This is a genomic window from Streptomyces sp. NPDC005722 (genome assembly GCF_040630935.1).
Lineage (GTDB): Bacteria > Actinomycetota > Actinomycetes > Streptomycetales > Streptomycetaceae > Actinacidiphila.
The window spans coordinates 294034-314235 of the sequence record NZ_JBEXYN010000002.1 but is presented as its reverse complement, the minus strand read 5'-3'; the positions used below and the strand labels follow the sequence as shown (position 1 = coordinate 314235).

Genomic DNA, 20202 nt, shown 5'->3' with positions numbered 1-20202 from the left:
ACTGTACCGGTCGCATCTCAGATCGCCCACCAGATGCACGAATCAGCCGGAAGACGGACGGATCCGCCGGTGGGCGCCACGGGCTCGGAGGAGAGCACCGGCCGCCCCGGAACGGGCAGTTGGACCGGCTCCGGAGTGACGTTGACGGTGCACACCAGGCCGGGGCGGGAGAACGCCAGCACCCCCTCGGGGGCGTCCAGCCAGCGCATCGGCCCGTCGCCGAGGCCCGGCAGCTCACGGCGCAGCCGCAGGGCCGAGCGGTACAGCTCCAGCGTGGAGCCGGGGTCGCCGGTCTGCGCCTGCACGCTGAGCCCGCCCCAGCCCGCGGGCTGCGGCAGCCAGCTGCCGGCCGGGCCGAAGCCGTGGCTGGGGCCGTCGGTGGTCCACGGGATGGGCACCCGGCAGCCGTCGCGCAGCCCGTCCTGGCCGTTGTCCCGGAAGAAGGAGGGGTCCTGGCGGACCTCGTCGGGCAGGTCGGTGACCTCGGGCAGGCCCAGTTCCTCGCCCTGGTAGACGTAGACCGAACCGGGCAGCGCCAGCATCAGCAGGGCCGCGGCGCGGGCCCGGCGCAGCCCGGCCGCGCCGTCGCCGTAGCGGGTGACGTGCCGGACCACGTCGTGGTTGGAGAGCACCCAGGTGGTGGGAGCGCCCACGGAGACGGTGGCGGCGAGGGACTCCTCGATCACCGCGCGCATCGCCCCGGCCTCCCACGGGCACTGCAGGAAGTGGAAGTTGAAGGCCTGGTGCAGTTCGTCGGGGCGGACGTACAGCGCCATGCGCCCGGCGTTCGGCGCCCAGGCCTCGGCGACGCCGATGCGCTCGGCGGGCAGGCCCTCCGGCCGGGTCCCGCGGGAGTAGGAGTCGAGCAGCCGGCGCCAGGAGCGGTGGATCTCGTGGACCCCGTCCTGGTCGAAGAAGGGCAGCACCTGGGAGCCGATCATCTTGACCTGCTCCTTGCGGCCGATGTCGGGCAGGCCGGCCGCCTTGACCATGCCGTGGGCGACGTCGACGCGGAAGCCGTCGACGCCCAGGTCGAGCCAGAAGCGCAGGACCGCGTCGAACTCCTCCCGGACCTCCGGGTGGTCCCAGTTGAGGTCGGGCTGCTCGGGGGCGAACAGGTGGAGGTACCAGTCGCCGTCCGCGACCCGGGTCCAGGCGGGACCGCCGAAGACCGACTCCCAGTCGTTGGGCGGCAGTTGGCCGTGCTCGCCCCGGCCGGGGCGGAAGTGGTAGCGCTCGCGGGCCGGCCCCCCGCGCCGGTCCGCGAGCGCCGCCCGGAACCACGCGTGCCGGTCGGAGGTGTGGTTCGGGACGATGTCGACGATCACCCGCAGGCCCAGCTCGTGGGCGGTGCGGATGAGCGCGTCGGCGTCCGCGAGGGAGCCGAAGAGGGGGTCGACGCTGCGGTAGTCCGCCACGTCGTAGCCGCCGTCCGCCTGGGGGGAGGCGTAGAAGGGGGTCAGCCACACGGCGTCGGCGCCGAGTTCCGCCAGGTAGGGCAGCCGGGCCCGGATGCCGGGCAGGTCGCCCACGCCGTCGCCGTCGCCGTCGGCGAAGGAGCGTACGTACACCTGGTAGATGACGGCGCTGCGCCACCAGCCGGGAGCGCGCCCCTCGGGGGCGGCCGGGGCCGCGTCGGTCGCGTCGGTCGCGTCGTGGACGACGGGGGCGAGCTCTTGGGTCATGTCGGTCCCTCGGGAGTCGGCGCCGGTCCCTGCCGATGATTCCGATCCACCGCGTGATCGGCAATGCCTTTCAGAAATTTGCGGAAGATCGCGTAACGGCTTCCAGGACGGTGAGCGTCCCATGGCGCGTCTCCCGTCTGCAACTGTGAGGACACGCAGATGTAACGATCGGAAGATCTTGCAAGTCTTTGCAGCAAGGTCTTTCGTCGGGCTTTCTTCCCTGTTACGTTCCTCGACAGCCCGGCGGCCGCAACGGCGCAGTCGGCAGGGGGGACGCGGTGACGCGCCCCGCACCATCACGGGCTTTCATCCTGGAGGAGATCACATGCGGCGTGGCATAGCGGCCACCGCGCTGGTTGCGACGCTCGGGCTCGCGGCGACGGCTTGCGGCGGCGACGACGGCGGCAGTGACAAGGCCGGCGGTCCCGTCACCATCACCTGGTGGGACACCTCGAACGCGACGAACGAGGCACCGACCTACAAGGCCCTGATCGCGGACTTCGAGAAGGCGAACCCGAAGATCAAGGTCACGTACGTCAACGTGCCCTTCGACCAGGCGCAGAACAAGTTCCAGACCGCCGCCGGCAGCAAGGGCGCCCCGGACGTGGTCCGCGCCGAGGTCGGCTGGACCGCCTCCTGGGCGAAGTCCCAGTTCCTCGCGCCGCTGGACGGCACCCCCGCGCTGGCCGGCCAGGACGACATCAACCCGTCCCTGCTGAAGCAGGCGCAGTACGAGGGCAAGACCTACGGTGCGCCGATCGTCACCGACACCCTCGCGCTCATGTGGAACAAGGAGCTGCTGAAGAAGGCCGGCTTCGACAAGGCCCCCGCCACCTGGGACGAGCTGAAGGCGGTCGCCAAGGCCGTCAAGGCCAAGGACAAGGTCGACGGCTTCTGGCTCCGCGCCGACTCCTACTACGAGCTGCCCTTCCTCTTCGGCGAGGGCACCGACATGGTCGACGCCGCAGCGAAGAAGATCACGATCAACTCGCCCGAGGCCGTCAAGGCCGTCGACGTCAGCAAGTCCGTGCTCGCCGCCCCGGGCGTCCACAAGCTCGACGTGACCGCCGACGCCTACGCCCACATGCAGGACGCGTTCATCAACGGCAAGGTCGCCATGATCGTCCAGGGGCCCTGGGAGCTGACCAACATCTACAAGGGCGCGGCCTTCTCCGACAAGGCCAACCTGGGCATCTCCGCCGTCCCGGCCGGCTCGACCGGCAAGGCGGGCGCCCCGACCGGCGGCCACAACCTGGCCGTCTACGCCGGCTCCGACAAGGCCCACCAGGAGGCCGCGCAGAAGTTCGTCGGCTGGATGACCTCGGGCAAGACCCAGGCGCAGATCGCGCTGAAGAACGGCACCCTGCCGACCCGCACCTCCGCCTACACCGCCGAGGTCAAGGCCGCCCCGGGCGTCGCCGAGTTCCAGGACATCCTGTCCAACGTCGCCCGCCCGCGTCCGGAGCTGCCGGAGTACAGCTCGCTCTTCGCCGACTTCGGCACCAACCTGACCAGCATCCTGCAGGGCAAGGCCGACACCCAGAAGGGCCTGGACCAGACCGCCGAGTCCTACCGGAAGCTCGTCAAGGACTTCCAGTAAGGCAGCCGTGAGCCGTCCGGTCCGCCTCCCCGAGCGGGGGGCGGGCCGGACGGCCCGCCCGCGTCCGCAAGGCTGGCCCCCGGCCGCGCGGCGCGGCCGTACCACCCTCTGCGAACCTCTCGAAAAGGTGCCGAAGATGACCGTCGCCGTCCAGGGCGGGACCGGGAAGACCCAGCGTGGCCAGGCGCCGCGCCCCGGTCCGTTCAGCCGCATCCGGCAGTCGTACAACCGCAACTGGTATGCCTGGGCCATGGTGGCGCCGGTGGTCGCCGTCATCGGCCTGCTGGTGCTGTACCCGCTGGTCCGCGGCGTCTACCTGTCGCTGACCGACGCCAACAGCCAGAACGTCGGCCGGACGATCGGCGTCAACGAGATCCCGGACTCCTTCTCCTGGGTCGGCCTCGACAACTACACGGAGATCCTCTCGGGGGGCGACCACCAGTTCTGGCCGCACTTCACCTGGACCGTCCTGTGGACGGTCGTCTGCGTCGCCCTGCACTACGGCCTCGGCCTCGGCCTCGCCATGCTGCTCAACCGCAAGCTCCGCGGCCGCACCTTCTACCGGCTGGTCCTGATCCTGCCGTGGGCCGTCCCGACCTTCGTCACCGTCTTCTCCTGGCGGCTGATCCTCGCCGACGACGGCGGCATCCTGAACACGGTCCTGCACTCGCTGCACCTGCCGACGCCCGCCTGGCTGAGCGACTCCTTCTGGCAGAAGACCGCCGCCATCATGGTCAACACCTGGGTCGGCGTGCCCTTCATGATGGTCTCGCTCCTCGGCGGCCTGCAGTCGATCCCCTCCGAGCTGTACGAAGCGGCCGAGATGGACGGCGCCACCCCCTGGCAGCGGTTCCGCTACGTGACGCTCCCCGGCCTGCGCTCGGTGAGCAGCACGGTGATCCTGCTCGGCATCATCTGGACCTTCAACCAGTTCGTCGTCATCTTCCTGCTGTTCGGCGCGAACGCCGGGCAGGACGCCCAGATCCTGGTGACCTGGGCCTACCGCCTCGGCTTCGGACAGGACCCGCGCGACTACGCCGGCTCCGCCGCCTACGGCGTGATCATCCTGTCCATGCTCATCGTCTTCGCCTCCGTGTACCGGCGCTGGCTCGCCCGCTCCGAGAACCCGGCCGCCTGACGGCCGCCCCGGCCAGGACATCCGTCATGACGCAAGAGAGGGCAGCCACCCCCATGAGCACCACCGCAGACCTCCCCGCCGCGGGGGCCACCGAGGGCGCCGGCCCGGCCCCCGCCACCGCCCGCGCCGCCACGCGCCGGCGCACCGGCCGCGGCGAGCGCGGCCGCGGCGCCTCCGTGCTGATCCACGGCGTACTGATCACCGCGAGCTTCATCGCGGCGTTCCCCGTGCTGTGGATCGCCTGGGTCTCCTTCGGCCCGGACAAGACCGACTTCCTGCACCCGGCCGACATCGCGGGCAAGTTCAGCTTCGAGAACTACACCAAGGTCCTCGGCGACACGAACTTCCTGCAGTGGTTCCTGAACTCCATGATCGTCGCCCTCGGCACCTGCGTGCTGGGCGTGTTCATCGCCGCCAGCGCCGGCTACGCGGTCTCCCGGATGCGCTTCCCCGGCCACCGGCAGCTGATGTGGACCTTCCTGGTGACCCAGATGTTCCCGGTCGCCATCCTCATGGTGCCGCTCTACAACATCCTGGCCGACCTGGGCCTGCTGGACACGTACTGGGCGCTCATCCTGGTCTACTGCACCACCGCCGTGCCGTACTGCGCGTGGCTGCTCAAGGGCTACTTCGACACCATCCCGCAGGAGATCGACGAGGCCGGCCGGGTCGACGGCCTCTCCCCGTTCGGCACCTTCTACCGGCTGATCCTGCCGCTGGCCCGGCCGGGCCTGGCGGTGGCGGCCTTCTACACCTTCCTCACCGCGTGGGGCGAGGTCGCCTACGCCTCGGTCTTCATGCTCGGCGAGGACAAGTACACCCTCGCCGTCGGCCTCACCACCTTCGTCAGCGAGCACGACAACCAGTGGGACCTGATGGCCGCCACCTCCGTGCTCATCGCCGTCCCCGCGTCGGCCTTCTTCTACGTCGTCCAGCGGCACCTGGTCACCGGCCTGACCGCCGGCGCGGCCAAGTCCTGACCGTACGAACCGCGGTGCCCGGCCCGCCGGCCGGGCACCGCGGCCTCGCCCCCTCGCCGCACGAGCAACCACTTTTCCAAGGGATCACCATGACCCAGTACCTGGCGGACTCCACCCGTCACCCCCACTCCTGCGACCAGGGCGCGGCCACCGCGGACTGGTGGAGAGAGGCGGTCATCTACCAGGTCTACCCCCGCAGCTTCGCCGACGGGAACGGCGACGGCATGGGGGACATCCCCGGCATCCGCGAGCGGCTCCCGTACCTGCGCGACCTGGGCGTCGACGCCGTCTGGCTGAGCCCCTTCTACGCCTCCCCGCAGGCCGACGGAGGCTACGACGTCGCCGACTACCGGGCCATCGACCCGATGTTCGGCACCCTCCACGACGCCGACGGCCTGATCCGCGACGCCCACCGGCTGGGGCTGCGGATCATCGTCGACCTCGTCCCCAACCACTCCTCCGACCAGCACGAGTGGTTCAAGCAGGCACTGCGGGAGGGCCCCGGCTCCCCGCTGCGGCAGCGCTACCACTTCCGCCCCGGCAAGGGCGGGAACGGCGAACTGCCGCCCAACGACTGGGAGTCCATCTTCGGCGGGCCGGCCTGGACCCGCGCCGCCGACGGCGAGTGGTTCCTCCACCTGTTCGCGCCCGAGCAGCCCGACTTCAACTGGGAGCACCCGGCCGTCCAGGACGAGTTCCGCTCGATCCTGCGCTTCTGGCTGGACATGGGCGTCGACGGCTTCCGCATCGACGTCGCGCACGGCCTGGTGAAGGCCGACGGCCTGCCCGACATCGGGGCCCACGAGCAGCTCAAGCTGCTTGGCAACGATGTCCTGCCCTTCTTCGACCAGGACGGCGTCCACGAGATCTACCGCTCCTGGCGGCGCATCCTCGACGAGTACCAGGGCCGGCGCATCGCCGTGGCCGAGGCCTGGACCCCCACCGTGGAGCGGACCGCCAACTACGTCCGCCACGACGAGCTGCACCAGGCCTTCAACTTCCAGTACCTGGGCACCAAGTGGGACGCCGGCGAGCTGCGCGAGGTCATCGACCGCTCCCTGGACGCCATGCGCCCGGTCGCCGCGCCCACCACCTGGGTGCTGTCCAACCACGACGTCGTCCGCCACGCCACCCGGCTGTCCGCCGACCAGCGGACGTACGACCTGCGCCGGGCCCGCGCGGCCTCCCTGCTGATGCTGGCGCTGCCCGGCTCCGCGTACGTCTACCAGGGCGAGGAACTGGGCCTGCCCGAGGTCACCGACCTGCCCGACGAGGCCCGTCAGGACCCGGCGTTCTTCCGCGCCGCGGGCCAGGACGGCTTCCGCGACGGCTGCCGCGTCCCGATCCCGTGGACCACGGACGGCCCCAGCCACGGCTTCGGCAGCGGCGGCAGCTGGCTGCCGCAGCCCGAGGGCTGGGCGGAGCTCAGCGTCGCCGCGCAGACCGGGGACCCGGCCTCCACCCTGGAGCTGTACCGCTCCGCCCTGCGGCTGCGCCGCGAGCGCGACGGCCTGGGCGCCGGCGAGTCGGTCCAGTGGCAGGACGCCCCGCGGGGCGTGCTCTCCTTCCGCCGGCCCGGTTTCGCGTGCACCGTCAACACCACGGCCGCGCCGGTGACGCTGCCCGCGCCGGGCGCGCTGCTGCTGGCCAGTTCCCCCGTGGAGGTCACGGCGGACGGGGTCGTCGTCCCGGCCGACACGACCGTCTGGTGGGCCGTTTGACGTGCGTCGCGGTCGCATAGGGTCTGTAGGTGTGAACACCACGGCTCGACTCGCCGACATCGCGGCCCAGGCTGGGGTCAGCGAGGCCACCGCCAGCCGCGTGCTGAACGGGAAGGCGGGGGTCGCCCCCGCCACCCGGCAGAAGGTGCTGGCCGCACTGGACGTGCTCGGCTACGAGCGTCCGGTGCGGCTGCGCCAGCGCAGCGCCGGCCAGATCGGGCTGATCACCCCCGAGCTCAACAACCCGATCTTCCCCGCCTTCGCCCAGGTCATCGAGCAGAACCTGACCGGCTACGGCTACACGGCGGTGCTGTGCACCCAGCACCCCGGCGGCTCCACCGAGGACGAACTCGTGGAGGCGCTCGTGGAGCGCGGGGCGCGCGGCATCGTCTTCCTGTCCGGGCTGCACGCCGACGTCACGGCCGACCCCGAGCGCTATGCCCGCCTCCTCGGTCAGGGCGTGCCCTATGTGCTGGTCAACGGCTACAACCCGGCGATCGCCGGGCCGTACATCTCGCCGGACGAGCGCGCCTCGGCGCGCATCGCCGTCCAGCACCTGGTGGAGCTCGGCCACCAGCGGATCGGGCTGGCCGTCGGGCCCAACCGCTTCGTGCCCGTGCACCGCAAGGTCGAGGGCTTCGTCGAGGCGCTGGGCAGCCTGCTCGGGCTCGGCGAGGAGGAGGCCGCGGCGTACGTCCAGCACACCCTGTTCTCCGTGGAGGGCGGTCACGCGGCCGCCGGTGCGCTGCTGGACAAGGGCTGCACCGGCATCGTCTGCGGCAGCGACCTGATGGCGCTGGGCGCGGTGCGCGCGGTGCGGGAGCGCGGGCTGGCCGTCCCCGGGGACGTCTCGGTCGTCGGCTACGACGACTCGCCTCTGATCGCCTTCACCGACCCACCGCTGACCACGGTCCGGCAGCCGGTCGAGGCGATGGGGGCGGCGGCGGTGAACGCGCTGCTGGAGGAGATCGGCGGCAACCCCGTGCAGCGCTCGGAGTTCGTCTTCCAGACCGAACTGGTCGTGCGCGGTTCCACGGGCCAGGCGCCCGGCGCCGGCCGGCGTTCCTGACGGTCTATCGGGGCGTTCCGACGGCTCCGCGGACGGCGGCGCGGGTCCCCGTGATGTCGGGGCGGGCCCTGGACCTGCCCCGGGCGGGGCGCAGCGGGGTGGCTTCTGCGGTCCTGGGCCCGCCCCCGTCCTGGTGACGGCCGGTCCGGCCGGCCGGGCGCGTGGGACCCGCCGTCAGGGGCGGACCCCCGGCCGGCCGAACCGGGCCGAAGAGGAACGTAACAGCCGCTCAGGGCAGGACGGAAGGCCCCTGCAGAAAGTTTCTGCAAGATTCTGCAGAGGCCTTGCGGAAGGGCGTGATCGCAGGTGGGAGGCCACATGCGGGGCCGGGCGGGAGCCGCTCAGGGCGCGATGCCCACGCCGTCCAGACGGCTCCACGCACGCTCCTGGGCGGCGGACAGCGCCGGCCAGTGCCGGGCCCCCGGCCGCGGGTACACGCGGGAGGAGTAGGGGCGCGGGACGTACCGCGGCTCGAAGAAGCACCCGGTGCCGTAGACGGCGTCGAACGCCGGGCAGGAGGCCGCGACCGAGCCCGGTGTCGGCCGGTGGCCGGTCCGCACCCACGAGGCCAGGGAGCGCATCGCGGCGGCGTACTCCGCGGAGCTCAGCTCGCTGTGCTCGCTCTCCCGCGTGAAGTTCTGCACCAGCAGCCCCGCGCGGTGGGCGCCCTCCAGCGAGGCCCGGTAGGCCGCCTCGTGCTCCACGAACGCGGTCGGGTCGTCGATGGCGTGCACGGTGAGCACCGGGATCGACACCGCGCCGGTGACGTCGCTGTCGAAGGACAGGTCCCGCCGGGCTGCCGGGTCGGCGGCGAAGCGCTCCACGCCCGCGTTGAGCGCGGCGTCGTCGTGCGATCCGGTGTAGCGGACGGTGGTGTTGCCGAAGGGGTTCCGGTCGCCCAGCCGGTTGTGCACGATGTCGCGGAAGGTGAAGGTCGCGAACCGCAGGTGTGACTCCAGCGTCCGCTCCGGGAGTCCCGTCACGGCCAGGATGTCGTCGAGGTTGCGCTGCTGCAGGGCGGTGCGCTCCTGCGGCGGCGAGGAGTAGCCGGTGCACTCCTGCAGGCGGGCGCGGAGTCCGGTGGCCGTCATCGTCGAGTCGGCGCGCAGCCCCATCCACAGCGGGTACTGCGGCTCCGTGGGCCTCGGGTGGTTGCGGCAGTAGTACTGGTAGACCACGCGCAGGTCCACCCGGTAGTCGTAGCCCCGCGAGCCCCCGCCCAGGACGCCGCTGGTCAGCAGGGCGCCGTCGTACGGCGATCGGTGACCGGCCGCGTAGATCTCGGCGACCTTGGCCGCCACGTTCCCGCCCCAGGACTGGCCGTGGACGAAGGTCCGGCGCGGCGTGCCGAACTGCCGCACGAACAGCCGCCGTACGTTCTCGGTGTCCTCGGCCGCCATGCGCGTGCCGTAGCCGCCGCGGCGGTAGGAGGAACCCGCCCAGGCGTAGCCCTCCTTCACCATGACCGACCAGCGAGCCAGGTCCCCGAGGCTGCGCTCCGGGTCGGAGGTGTCGCCGAGGTCGGGGCCGCCGTGGGCGTGGACGACCAGGGAGCCGTTCCAGTCGTGCGGGACCGCCATGGCGTAGTGGGCGCCGTTCGCGTCCTGGCCGCGGAAGCAGGCGGCGTCCGCCGGCAGTTCCGCCGGGCAGTCGGCGGGGGCGGGCGCGGTCGCTGCGGCCGCGGCGGGCGGCGGGCCCGCGAGCCCGGTGGCGAGGAGGGCGGCGACACCCCCGGCCGCCAGGGCGATGCGGCGTCGTACGGTTCCGGAACCGGTGCGTCGTGGGGAATGCCCGGTGAACATGATCTCGTCCTCCCGTGGTCGTCCGGCGCGTCGTCGCGCGGGGCCCCGATGTTTCGGGACGCGGGTGGCGGGGGTCCAGAGCCGTGGCCATTGCGTTCATAGTGTTCGGTGTTCCGCGGCCGCGGGCAGCCTTCTGACGATACGTCAGGCCCGTTGTGCGGCAGTGGAGACGGGTCCGTTGGAAATCCTTGCGACATCTTGCTGTAAGGCCGTCGTAAGAGGTACGGTCCCGGCACGGTCCGGCACCGCTGCCGGGCGAAGGCTCATGGCGCGTGGGCTCCCAGAGGTACAACCGTCCGCACACGGATTCCGCAAGGAGAACACCCCGTGGCCCAGCACACCGGGCTGCCCGCGTCCACGCGCCCACGCGCGCGCAGACGCGGAGCCGCAGCCGTCGCGGTGGCGGCCCTCGCCGCCGCCCTCGCCGTCCCCGCCTCGGTGCCCGCCGCCCAGGCGGCCGCCCCGCCCCCTCCGCCCTCCGACGCCGCGCTCGCCGCCCAGGCGGCACGTCACGACCTCACGCGGGAGCAGTTCTACTTCGTACTGCCGGATCGTTTCGCCAACGGCGACCGGTCCAACGACAGGGGCGGCCTGACCGGCACCCGGCTCAGCACCGGCTACGACCCCGCCGACAAGGGCTTCTACCAGGGCGGCGACCTCAAGGGGCTGACCCGGCGCCTCGACTACATCAAGGGCCTCGGCACCACCGCGATATGGATGGCGCCGATCTTCAAGAACCGGCCCGTGCAGGGCACGGGGGAGCAGGCCTCGGCCGGCTACCACGGCTACTGGATCACCGACTTCACCCGGGTCGACCCGCACTTCGGCACCAACGCCGACCTCAAGGCGCTGATATCCAAGGCCCACGCCAAGGGCATGAAGGTCTTCTTCGACGTCATCACCAACCACACCGCCGACGTCGTCGACTACGACGAGAAGTCCTACGGCTACCTCTCCAAGGGCGCCTTCCCCTACCTGGCGAAGGACGGCGTGCCCTTCGACGACAGCGACTACGCGAAGGCCGGCGGGGGCTTCCCCGCCGTCGACCGCGACTCCTTCCCCCGCACCCCCGTCGTCACCTCGGACACCAAGGTCCCGGCCTGGCTCAACGACCCGACGATGTACCACAACCGGGGCGACTCCACCTTCGCCGGCGAGAGTTCCGAACAGGGCGACTTCTCCGGCCTCGACGACCTGTGGACCGAGCGTCCCGAGGTCGTGCAGGGCATGGAGGAGATCTACGAGAAGTGGGTCCGCGACTTCGCCGTCGACGGCTTCCGCATCGACACCGTCAAGCACGTCGACCTGCCGTTCTGGACCCAGTGGGCCACGGCCCTCGACGCGTACGCCGCACGGCACGGCCGCGAGGACTTCTTCATGTTCGGCGAGGTCTACTCCGCCGACCCCGCCATCACCTCCCCGTACGTGACGCAGGGCCGCCTGGACGCGACGCTCGACTTCCCCTTCCAGGACGCCGCCCGCCAGTACGCCTCCCAGGGCGGCTCCGCGGCCCGGCTCGCCTCGGTCTTCGGCGACGACCACCGCTACACGACCGACAAGGCCAACGCGTACGAGCAGGTCACCTTCCTCGGCAACCACGACATGGGCCGCTTCGGCACGTTCCTGAAGCAGGACAACCCGAAGGCCGACGACGCCGAACTCGTCCGCCGCGACCGGCTCGCCAACGAGCTGATGTTCCTCTCCCGCGGCAACCCCGTCGTCTACTACGGCGACGAGCAGGGCTACACCGGCGCGGGCGGCGACAAGGACGCCCGCCAGACGATGTTCGCCTCGAAGGTCGCCGACTACCTCGACGACGACCAGCTCGGCACCGACCGCACCCACGCGAGCGACGCCTACGACACCGGCGCCCCGCTCTACCGGGCGATCGCCAGGCTCGCCGCGCTCCGCAAGGCCCATCCGGCCCTGGCCGACGGTGTGCAGACCGAGCGCTACGCCGCGGACGGCGCCGGGATCTACGCCTTCTCACGCACGGACCCCAGGACCCGCACCGAGTACGTCGTCGCCGTCAACAACGCGACGGAGGAGCGGACCGCGTCCCTTCCCACCGGCTCCGCGAACACCGCCTTCACCGCGCTCTACGGCACGGAGGGCTCCGTCCGCAGCGGTGCCGACACCAGGATCGCCGTCACCGTCCCGGCCCTGTCCGCCGTGGTCTGGAAGGCGACGAGGCCGCTCGGCGCCCCCGCCGCCAAGCCGTCCCTGACCCTGAAGGCCCCCGCGGCGGGCGCCACCGGCACCGTCGAGGTCTCCTCCGACGTCCAGGGCGGCCGGCTGAACCGGGTGGTCTTCGCCGCGCAGACCGGCAACGGGCCGTGGAAGGTGCTCGGCTCCGCGGACCACGCGCCGTACAAGGTCACCCAGACGGTCGGCGAGGACGTGACGCCCGGCACCGCGCTGCGGTACAAGGCGGTCGTGATCGATTCCGCCGGCCGTACCGCGAGCGCCACCGCCGCCACCACCAGCGGCACCCCGGTCCCGCCGCAGCCCCCGGTGGCGAGCAGCCGCGACTACGCGATCGTCCACTACAAGCGCGCCGACGGGAACTACGCCGACTGGCGCCTGTACGCCTGGGGCGACATCGCCGACGGCGAGGGCACCACGTGGCCCGCCGGGCACGACTTCACCGGCCGCGACGCCTACGGCGCCTTCGCCTACGTGAAGCTCAAGCCGGGCGCCTCCAGTGTCGGTTACCTCGTCATCGACAAGGACGGCACCAAGGACGTCGGATCCGACCGCTTCATCGACGTCACCAAGAACGGTGAGATCTGGGTCGAGCAGGGCAAGGAGGCCGCCGCCACCCAGGCTCCCTCCGGCACCGAGCCGGGACAAGACCGTTCCAAAGCGATCCTCCACTACCACCGGGCCGATGGGGACTACAGCGGCTGGGGCCTGCACACCTGGACCGGCGCCGCCAATCCCACCGACTGGACGGCCCCGTTGCAGCCGGTCAGGACCGACGCCTTCGGCGCCGTCTTCGAGGTGCCGCTCGCCGCGGGCGCCACGTCGCTCAGCTACATCCTGCACAAGGGCGACACCAAGGACCTGCCCGCCGACCAGTCGCTCGACCTCGCCACCTACGGACACGAGGTGTGGCTCCTGAACGGCACCGAGAAGTACCTGCTGCCCACCACGTCCGGCTCCTCCGCCGACCTCGACCTGTCCTCGGCCAAGGCCCAGTGGATCGACGCGGACACCGTCGCCTGGAAGACCGGCGACACCGCGGCCAGTCAGCAACTGGTCTACGCCCCCGGCGGCGGCCTCGCCGTCAAGGACGGCGTGCTGACCGGCGAGGGCCACTGGCTCCGTCTCGACCGCGTCCCGGGCGGCCTCACCGACGCCCAGAAGGCCCGCTTCCCGCACCTGAAGGACTACGCGGCCTTCACGATCGACCCGCGTGACCGCGACGGGGTCCGCACGGCCCTCACCGGCCAGGTCGTCGCCACCCAGCGGCTCGCCAACGGGGCGCTGCTCTCCGCCACCGGAGTCCAGATCCAGGGCGTCCTGGACGACCTGTACGCGGCGAAGGCGACCAAGGCCGCGCTCGGCCCGGTCTTCTCGCACGGCGAACCCACGCTGTCGGTGTGGGCCCCGACCGCCCGGTCCGTCGCCCTGGACCTGGACGGGCGCACCGTCCCGATGCGGCGCGACGCCTCCACCGGCGTGTGGAGCGTGACCGGTGAGCGGAGCTGGACCGGCAAGCCGTACCGCTACGCCGTCACGGTCTGGGCGCCCACCGTCCAGAAGGTCGTCACCAACAAGGTCACCGACCCCTACTCGGTCGCCCTGACCACCGACTCGAAGCAGAGCCTCGTCGTCGACCTCGACGACCCGAAGCTCGCCCCCGGCGGCTGGTCCCACCTGGCCAAGCCCGCGGCCGTCGGCCTGAACAACGCCCAGATCCAGGAACTCCACATCCGGGACTTCTCCGTCGCGGACACCTCCGTCCCCGCCGCGGACCGGGGCAAGTACACCGCCTTCGCCGACTCCGGCTCGGCCGGCATGACGCACCTGAAGGCACTGGCGAAGTCCGGGGTCTCCTACGTCCACCTGCTGCCCGCCTTCGACTTCGCCACCGTCGCGGAGCGGAGCGCCGACCAGGCCACGGTCGACTGCGACCTCGCCGCCCACCCGGCCGACTCCGACAAGCAGCAGGAGTGCGTGGCGGCCGTCGCCGCCGGGGACGCCTACAACTGGGGCTACGACCCCTTCCACTACACCGTCCCCGAGGGCTCCTACGCCACGGACCCGGACGGCACCCGGCGCACGGTGGAGTTCCGGAGGATGGTGCAGAGCCTCAACACCTCCGGCCTGCGCGTCGTCATGGACGTGGTCTACAACCACACCGCCGCGAGCGGCCAGGACGACAAATCCGTCCTCGACCGGATCGTGCCCGGCTACTACCAGCGCCTGCTGGACGACGGCACGGTCGCGAACTCCACCTGCTGCTCCAACACCGCGCCCGAGAACGCGATGATGGGCAAGCTCGTCGTCGACTCGATCGTCACCTGGGCCAGGGAGTACAAGGTCGACGGCTTCCGCTTCGACCTCATGGGCCACCACCCCAGGGCCAACATCCTCGCCGTCCGCAAGGCGCTGGACGCGCTGACCCCCGCCAAGGACGGCGTCGACGGCAGGAAGATCGTCCTCTACGGCGAGGGCTGGAACTTCGGCGAGGTCGCCGACGACGCCCGCTTCGTGCAGGCCACCCAGAAGAACATGGCCGGCACCGGCGTCGCCACCTTCTCCGACCGGGCCCGCGACGCGGTCCGCGGCGGTGGCCCCTTCGACGCCGACCCCGGCGTCCAGGGCTTCGCCTCCGGCCTGTTCAACGAGCCCAACGGCTCCGCCGCCAACGGCACCGAGGCCGAGCAGCGGGCCCGCCTGCTGCACTACCAGGACCTCATCAAGGTCGGCCTCACCGGCAACCTCAAGTCCTTCTCCTTCACCGACAGCGGCGGCAAGGCGGTCACCGGCGCCGAGGTCGACTACAACGGCTCGCCCGCCGGGTACGCGGACGCCCCCGGCGACGCGCTCGCCTACGTGGACGCCCACGACAACGAGTCCCTCTTCGACGCGCTCGCCTTCAAGCTGCCGAAGGACACCTCGCCCGCCGACCGGGCCCGCATGCAGGTCCTCGCCGAGGCCGTCCCCGCCCTCTCCCAGGGCCCCGCGCTCTACCAGGCGGGCTCGGACCTGCTGCGCTCCAAGTCCCTGGACCGCAACTCCTACGACTCCGGCGACTGGTTCAACGCCGTCCACTGGGACTGCGCCGCGGGCAACGGCTTCGGCCGCGGCCTGCCGCCGAAGGCCGACAACGAGTCCAAGTGGCCCTACGCCAGGCCGCTGCTGACCGCCGGCACACTGCGGGTCGGCTGCGCCGAGATCACCTCGGCCTCGGCCGCCTACCGGGACCTGCTGCGGATCCGCTCCACCGAGCCGGTCTTCGGGCTGACCACGGCGGCCCAGGTCCAGGAGCACCTGTCGTTCCCGCTCTCGGGCGAGGACGAGACCCCGGGCGTGATCACCCTGCGGCTGGGCCGGCTGGTGGTGGTCCTCAACGCGACCCCGAAGGCCCAGGACCAGCGGGTCGCCGCCCTGTCCGGGAAGGGCTACGCCCTCCACCCGGTGCAGGCCGGCGGCTCCGACGCCGTGGTGAAGCGCTCCTCCTACGACAGCGCGTCCGGCACCTTCACCGTGCCGGGCCGCACCGTGGCGGTGTTCGTCCGGCGGTAGCGACACGTTCCGTCACCGCCCGGTCGGCGGCCCGCCTCCCGCGGGTCCCGGCCGGGTGGTGCTGCGTACGGGCGAAGCACGTGTCCATCCGGATGAATCGGCGGCGGGTCGGTTCCGGTGGGCGATCCGGCAGGGGTACGTATCCGCGCGGCTCCGGTGACGCACGGTGATCGCCGTCCCGGTCGGCCTCGTTCCCGTCGTCCCCTGGAGGACCCTTGAAGCGGCGCCAGCGAATATCGCTCTCCACCCTTCCCGCCCTGCTCGTCCTGCTCGTCGGCACCCTGCTGGGCACGGTCGGCTCGGCCCACGCCGAGGACTGGGGGCCGGGCGCACAGCACGCGGCTCCCCCCGCCCGCCCCGCCGCGGGGCACGGGCCCGGCCAGACGGCGGGCGCCCCGGGACGCGCCCCCGGTGGCCCGGAGAACCCCCGCATCTGCATCGGTGCCACCTTCACCGACCCCAAGTTCTTCTGCGGCGACCCCCGGCTCGGACCGCGGCAACTGCCCACCAAGGGCCTGCTCGGGGCGATGCTGACCGACTACCGGCGGCTCGACGGGCAGAACGCCAACGGCTTCCTGCGCACCTGGTTCGACTTCGCGACGAACAGCTACAAGTTCCCGCCCGACGACGGCTTCCTGCCCGGCGGTCCCGTGTCGGTCATCAACCTGGCCGTGGGGCAGCGCATCGACCGCTTCGGCGGCGAGGGCGGGCGGTTCCTCGCCCCGGCCGGTTCGCCGTACTCCCAGCGCTCCATCGCACCGTCGAACCTCAACACCTTCGACCCGGGCTACCCCTTCAACTACCACCTGTACAAGGTCGTCAGGCCCTTCGCGGTGTCCGCGGGAGTCGTGGCGCCCTTCTACGGCCAGCCCGGCAACGGCCTGCAGTACGTGCTGCCGCTCGGTGACAGCGTGCTCAACCACGTCACCAACGGCGACCTCATCCGGCTGAACTGACGGGCCCGGCCATGGACCGGCGCGAGCTGTGCGACGCCCTCGCCTCCGCGGGGGTGCCCGGCGGGCTGTACGAGGTCCCCGGGTTCCACGAGTTCGACCTGAGGCCGCCGGACTTCACCTACCTCCGGCAGGAGGGCGAGGCGTGGGTGGTCGGCAACTTCGAACGCGGGGTGCACGACCCGTTCCGGCACTTCGACACGGAGGACGCGGCCTGCCGCTACCTCTACGACCGGCTCACCCACCCCGGGCCCGGGCCGGGCCCCGGGGCCGACGAGGAGATGGAGGCGGTCCTGCGCGACCGGGAGGAGATCCGGCGGGCGGCCCACGACACCTATGAACGGGCGCGGCGCCGGAACGAGTGATGCGGCGGCCCCTGCGGCCCGCCGACGCGGAGCGGCCCGTCCCGGCATTCCGGGACGGGCCGCCCGCCTGTCCGCGGCGCCGCTACAGCGCCTTCTCCAGCAGCGTCACCGCGTACGGGCTGCCCTTGCCGCCCTGCTTGTGGGGCTGTTCGCCGACGACGGTGTAGCCCGCGCCCCGGTAGTACGCCCGCAGTTGCGGGTTGCCCGCCACGCAGTCCAGCCGTGCGTAAGGGCGGCCCTCCTCGGCGATGCGGCGCTCCGCCCGGTCGAGCATGGCGCGGCCGGTGCCGCGCGGGGCGGTCGCCCGGTCCACCATGAGGCGGTGGACGTAGCCCGCGTCCGGCGGACGTACCCCCCAGGCGTGCTCGTCGGTCCACCACAGCTCCCAGGCGCCGACCACGCGCCCCTCGCGCTCGGTGAGCCAGACCTCGCCCGCCGTCATGCGCGCGCGGAAGTGCTCCTCGTCCATCTCGCCGGGCTTCCACTGGTCGATGCCGTGCTCCTGCATCCATCGGGCCGCCTCGTCCCGGAGGCGGACGAGGAGGGCGGCGTCGTCGGGCCGCGCGAGGCGGAAGGAGAGGTCGTTCATACCCCCATTGTCGGGGAACCGTCCGTGGGCCATCCCACGGCCGGTCCCGCGAGGGCCGGACCGGCCGAGGGGCCTGTGCAGGTGAGCCCGAGCACGCCCGGCACGTAGAGCCAGGAGAAGGCCGAGGCCCCGTCCGTCGCGCCGGGGTGGTGATGACCGCCGGCAGTGAGAGGGCGCCGGCCGCGGCGTGGTCGCCCTCGGGCGCCGACAGGGAGCCGAGGCCGAAGGCGGGCGTCCACACTGGCGGGCGTCCGTGCCAGGGGCACCCCGGTCACGAGGCCGGCCGGCCCGCCAGCCCCGGGCCCGCGCCCGGTGCGGCGTTTCCCGGGGGAGGGCGGGCTCGGCGCGGGGTTGTGGGTACGACGCCCGAGTCGGGCGCTGCCGACGCCCGGTTCGGGCCGCCCTGTCGGGCGCTTCCGGGCGCCGGCGGCGGCCGGCGCGCGTGGTGCGGCCCGGGCGCGCCGGGCCGGGGTCGTGCCCGCGGGGCGGGGTCAGCGCAGGGTCGTGAGGGTGGTGCCCGAGTCGAGCGTCGCCGACAGTTGGGCGCGGGCGCCCTGCTCGGCCCGTACCGCCATGGTCGGGCCCTTCGAGGTGCCGGTCACGCCGCCCGTGGCCTTGATCCGCTTCACGTCACGGCTGCCCGCCGCCAGCAGGTACCAGTGCCCGCCCGTGGACTTCCACAGCGCCCCGGCCAGCACCCGCGGCACCGCCCGGCCGCACGACCCGCCGTCCCGGCCGCTCTGACCCACGGGCGCGCCCGGGGTGCCCGGATCGGACACCGGGGGCAGGAACAGCGCGAGGGCCCGGCCGTCCGTGCCGCGCCAGGTGTCGGCGCGGGCGCAGACCCACGACGCCTGCCCGTTGTCCTCCGGCAGTCGCTGCGTGGCGTACCGCCAGACGTTGACCGACCGGGTGCCCAGGCCGCTCATGGAGGACAGGTTGCAGGCCGTCCGGGCGACGTTCGCCAGCGCCGCGGGGCCGGTCGCCTCCAGCGGCGTGCCGTCCCCCGGCGGCTGGTACGTCAGGTGCGCCGGCACGAGGTCGCCGAGGTCGGTGAGGAGGAACGGCCGGTCCGGGCCGAGCCCGGCGGCGGCGCGGAACTGCAGCGCGGGCCAGGTGTCCCCGCACACCCCCGCGCGGCTGTCCGCCCCCGGCATCCGCACCGGTTCGGTCACCCCGTCCGCCGTACGGTCCAGCTTCGCCGGGGCGCGCCCCGGGTCCCGCAGGTCGCGCGAGGCCGCCTCGGTGACCCAGGGGGCGGTCAGGAAACGGGTGTTGCCGTCCGTCCGGCCGAGGACCACGGCCGCCGTCGTCACGCCCGCGCCGTCCACCCGGGCGAAGTCCAGGGCCGCGGCGCCCCCGCCCTCGCGGGGCTCGGCGTAGCGCACCAGCCGCAGCCCGTCGTACATCAGCACCACGGTGGCGCCGTCCACGTCGCCGGCGTACAGCAACTGCGGCTGCTGCGCGGGCAGTCCCTCGGCGGTTCCCTGGGTGGCCGACACGCCGATCCGGGCGGAGGGCTGCGCCCACACCGCCATCGCCCGGCCCAGCAGGGCCCGGTCGCCCGCCCGCCTGCCGCGGGTGGGCCAGGCGGTGAAGTCCACCCGGGAGGCGCGGGTCCACGCGGTGCCGTCCACCCGCGTCAGCTTCGCCGGGTCCAGCAACCGCGCGGTCCCGTAGGCGCTCGGTGAACCGGACGCCGCGTACGGGTCCTGCCCGCCGGTCAGCACCGCGACCAGGGTCGCGGTCACGGCGACCGCGCCCGCCGCGATGAGGCCCACCCGTACGTGCTGCCGCCTGCGCAGCAGATCCGTCGGCCGGGCCTGCACCGTGCACGGGTCGAACCCGCTGCCGCACAGCAGCAGCCCCTCGGGCACCGCCTTGGCCGCCTTCAGCGCGCCCCGCGGATCGGCCACGCCGGAGGCCACCAGCAGCCGGCGCACCTCACGGCCGTCCGCGTGCCGGGGCCGTTCCAGTTCCAGCAGCGCGTACGCCGCGCGCCCGGCCGCGTTCAGCCCGGACAGCGCCCGGTCCAGCTCCGCCTCGTCGGTCCCGGTCGCCTTGGTGTGCAGCCGCAGGCCCCAGACGTACGGCGCCGGGCCGCCCACCAGCGTCCTGCGCAGCCGGCCCCGCCAGCCCCGCTCGCGCCCGAACGCGAGTGCCGTGTCCAGCACTTCCTGCCGCACCAGGGCGTACGCCGGGTCCGTGGTGCCCCGCGGCCCGGGCACGTCCACCACGGCGGGGTCCGGTTCGCACGGCGAGCGCGGCAGCGCGCCCTGCGTCAGGGTGTGGGCGGTCAGCACCCTGCGGTGCCGGCCGAGGGACGGCGGCAGCGTCAGGTAGGCCAGCCGGACCAGGTGCGGGTAGTTCTCGACGAGTGCGGCCTCCGCCTCCTCGACGTCCACGATCACGGGTGCGCCGTGCCGGGGACGGGTGGCGGTCGCGTGCTGGGCGTTCACGTTCCGTTGAACGAGTGAATCCTGGGATGGTCACTCCGCCGCCCCGCGGCGCCACCGCGGCGGAGCCCACCGAGTGTCCTCCGG

At 72.8% G+C, this 20202-nt stretch carries 12 protein-coding genes; 8 read left to right on the top strand and 4 right to left on the bottom strand.

Annotated elements, in window-relative coordinates; translation table 11 throughout:
• Nucleotides 1–17 precede the first annotated feature (17 nt).
• Nucleotides 18–1685 (bottom strand): glycoside hydrolase family 13 protein, encoded by a 1668-nt coding sequence (locus ABZ479_RS03545; RefSeq protein WP_500459633.1) that lies wholly within the window; start codon nucleotides 1683–1685, stop codon nucleotides 18–20.
• Nucleotides 1686–2010: 325 nt separating this feature from the next.
• Between ABZ479_RS03545 and ABZ479_RS03540 the strand changes: the two genes are divergently transcribed.
• From ABZ479_RS03540 to ABZ479_RS03520, 5 genes are all read left to right on the top strand, one after another.
• Nucleotides 2011–3285, top strand: coding sequence for an extracellular solute-binding protein (locus ABZ479_RS03540; protein ID WP_500459632.1), 1275 nt, complete (start codon nucleotides 2011–2013; stop codon nucleotides 3283–3285).
• A gap of 136 nt (nucleotides 3286–3421) precedes the next feature.
• On the top strand, nucleotides 3422–4423 hold the full coding sequence (locus tag ABZ479_RS03535) for a carbohydrate ABC transporter permease (protein ID WP_500459631.1): 1002 nt from the start codon (nucleotides 3422–3424) through the stop codon (nucleotides 4421–4423).
• Nucleotides 4424–4476: 53 nt separating this feature from the next.
• Complete coding sequence (locus ABZ479_RS03530) at nucleotides 4477–5403, top strand: sugar ABC transporter permease (RefSeq protein ID WP_500459630.1); 927 nt, start codon at nucleotides 4477–4479, stop codon at nucleotides 5401–5403.
• Nucleotides 5404–5492: 89 nt separating this feature from the next.
• On the top strand, nucleotides 5493–7124 hold the full coding sequence (locus tag ABZ479_RS03525; protein WP_500459629.1) for a glycoside hydrolase family 13 protein: 1632 nt from the start codon (nucleotides 5493–5495) through the stop codon (nucleotides 7122–7124).
• Between the two features lie 31 nt (nucleotides 7125–7155).
• Nucleotides 7156–8193 carry a LacI family DNA-binding transcriptional regulator gene (locus ABZ479_RS03520; protein ID WP_500459628.1) on the top strand — a complete coding sequence of 346 codons (1038 nt, stop codon included), beginning with the start codon at nucleotides 7156–7158 and terminating at the stop codon, nucleotides 8191–8193.
• 341 nt (nucleotides 8194–8534) lie between these two features.
• Here the strand turns inward: ABZ479_RS03520 and ABZ479_RS03515 are convergent, their stop codons facing one another.
• Entirely contained in the window at nucleotides 8535–9995 is a 1461-nt protein-coding gene (locus tag ABZ479_RS03515; protein ID WP_500459627.1) for an alpha/beta fold hydrolase, read from the bottom strand.
• Nucleotides 9996–10322: 327 nt separating this feature from the next.
• On the opposite strand from ABZ479_RS03515, the gene pulA reads away from it, so the two are divergent.
• The 3 genes from pulA to ABZ479_RS03500 all read left to right on the top strand — a co-directional run bounded on the left by pulA (nucleotide 10323) and on the right by ABZ479_RS03500 (nucleotide 17070).
• Nucleotides 10323–15752 (top strand): pullulanase-type alpha-1,6-glucosidase, encoded by a 5430-nt coding sequence (gene pulA, locus ABZ479_RS03510; RefSeq protein ID WP_500459626.1) that lies wholly within the window; start codon nucleotides 10323–10325, stop codon nucleotides 15750–15752.
• A 215-nt stretch (nucleotides 15753–15967) separates the two neighbouring features.
• Entirely contained in the window at nucleotides 15968–16708 is a 741-nt protein-coding gene (locus ABZ479_RS03505) for a TNT domain-containing protein (RefSeq protein ID WP_500459625.1), read from the top strand.
• 11 nt (nucleotides 16709–16719) lie between these two features.
• Nucleotides 16720–17070, top strand: coding sequence for a hypothetical protein (locus ABZ479_RS03500; RefSeq protein WP_499598199.1), 351 nt, complete (start codon nucleotides 16720–16722; stop codon nucleotides 17068–17070).
• Nucleotides 17071–17152: 82 nt separating this feature from the next.
• Here ABZ479_RS03500 and ABZ479_RS03495 read toward each other — a convergent pair whose 3' ends face one another.
• Both ABZ479_RS03495 and ABZ479_RS03490 read right to left on the bottom strand, forming a co-directional pair.
• Nucleotides 17153–17659: a GNAT family N-acetyltransferase gene (locus ABZ479_RS03495; RefSeq protein WP_500459624.1), complete on the bottom strand. Its 507-nt coding sequence runs from the start codon at nucleotides 17657–17659 to the stop codon at nucleotides 17153–17155.
• Nucleotides 17660–18150: 491 nt separating this feature from the next.
• Nucleotides 18151–20118 (bottom strand): hypothetical protein, encoded by a 1968-nt coding sequence (locus ABZ479_RS03490; protein ID WP_500459623.1) that lies wholly within the window; start codon nucleotides 20116–20118, stop codon nucleotides 18151–18153.
• Between the last annotated feature and the right edge of the window lie 84 nt (nucleotides 20119–20202).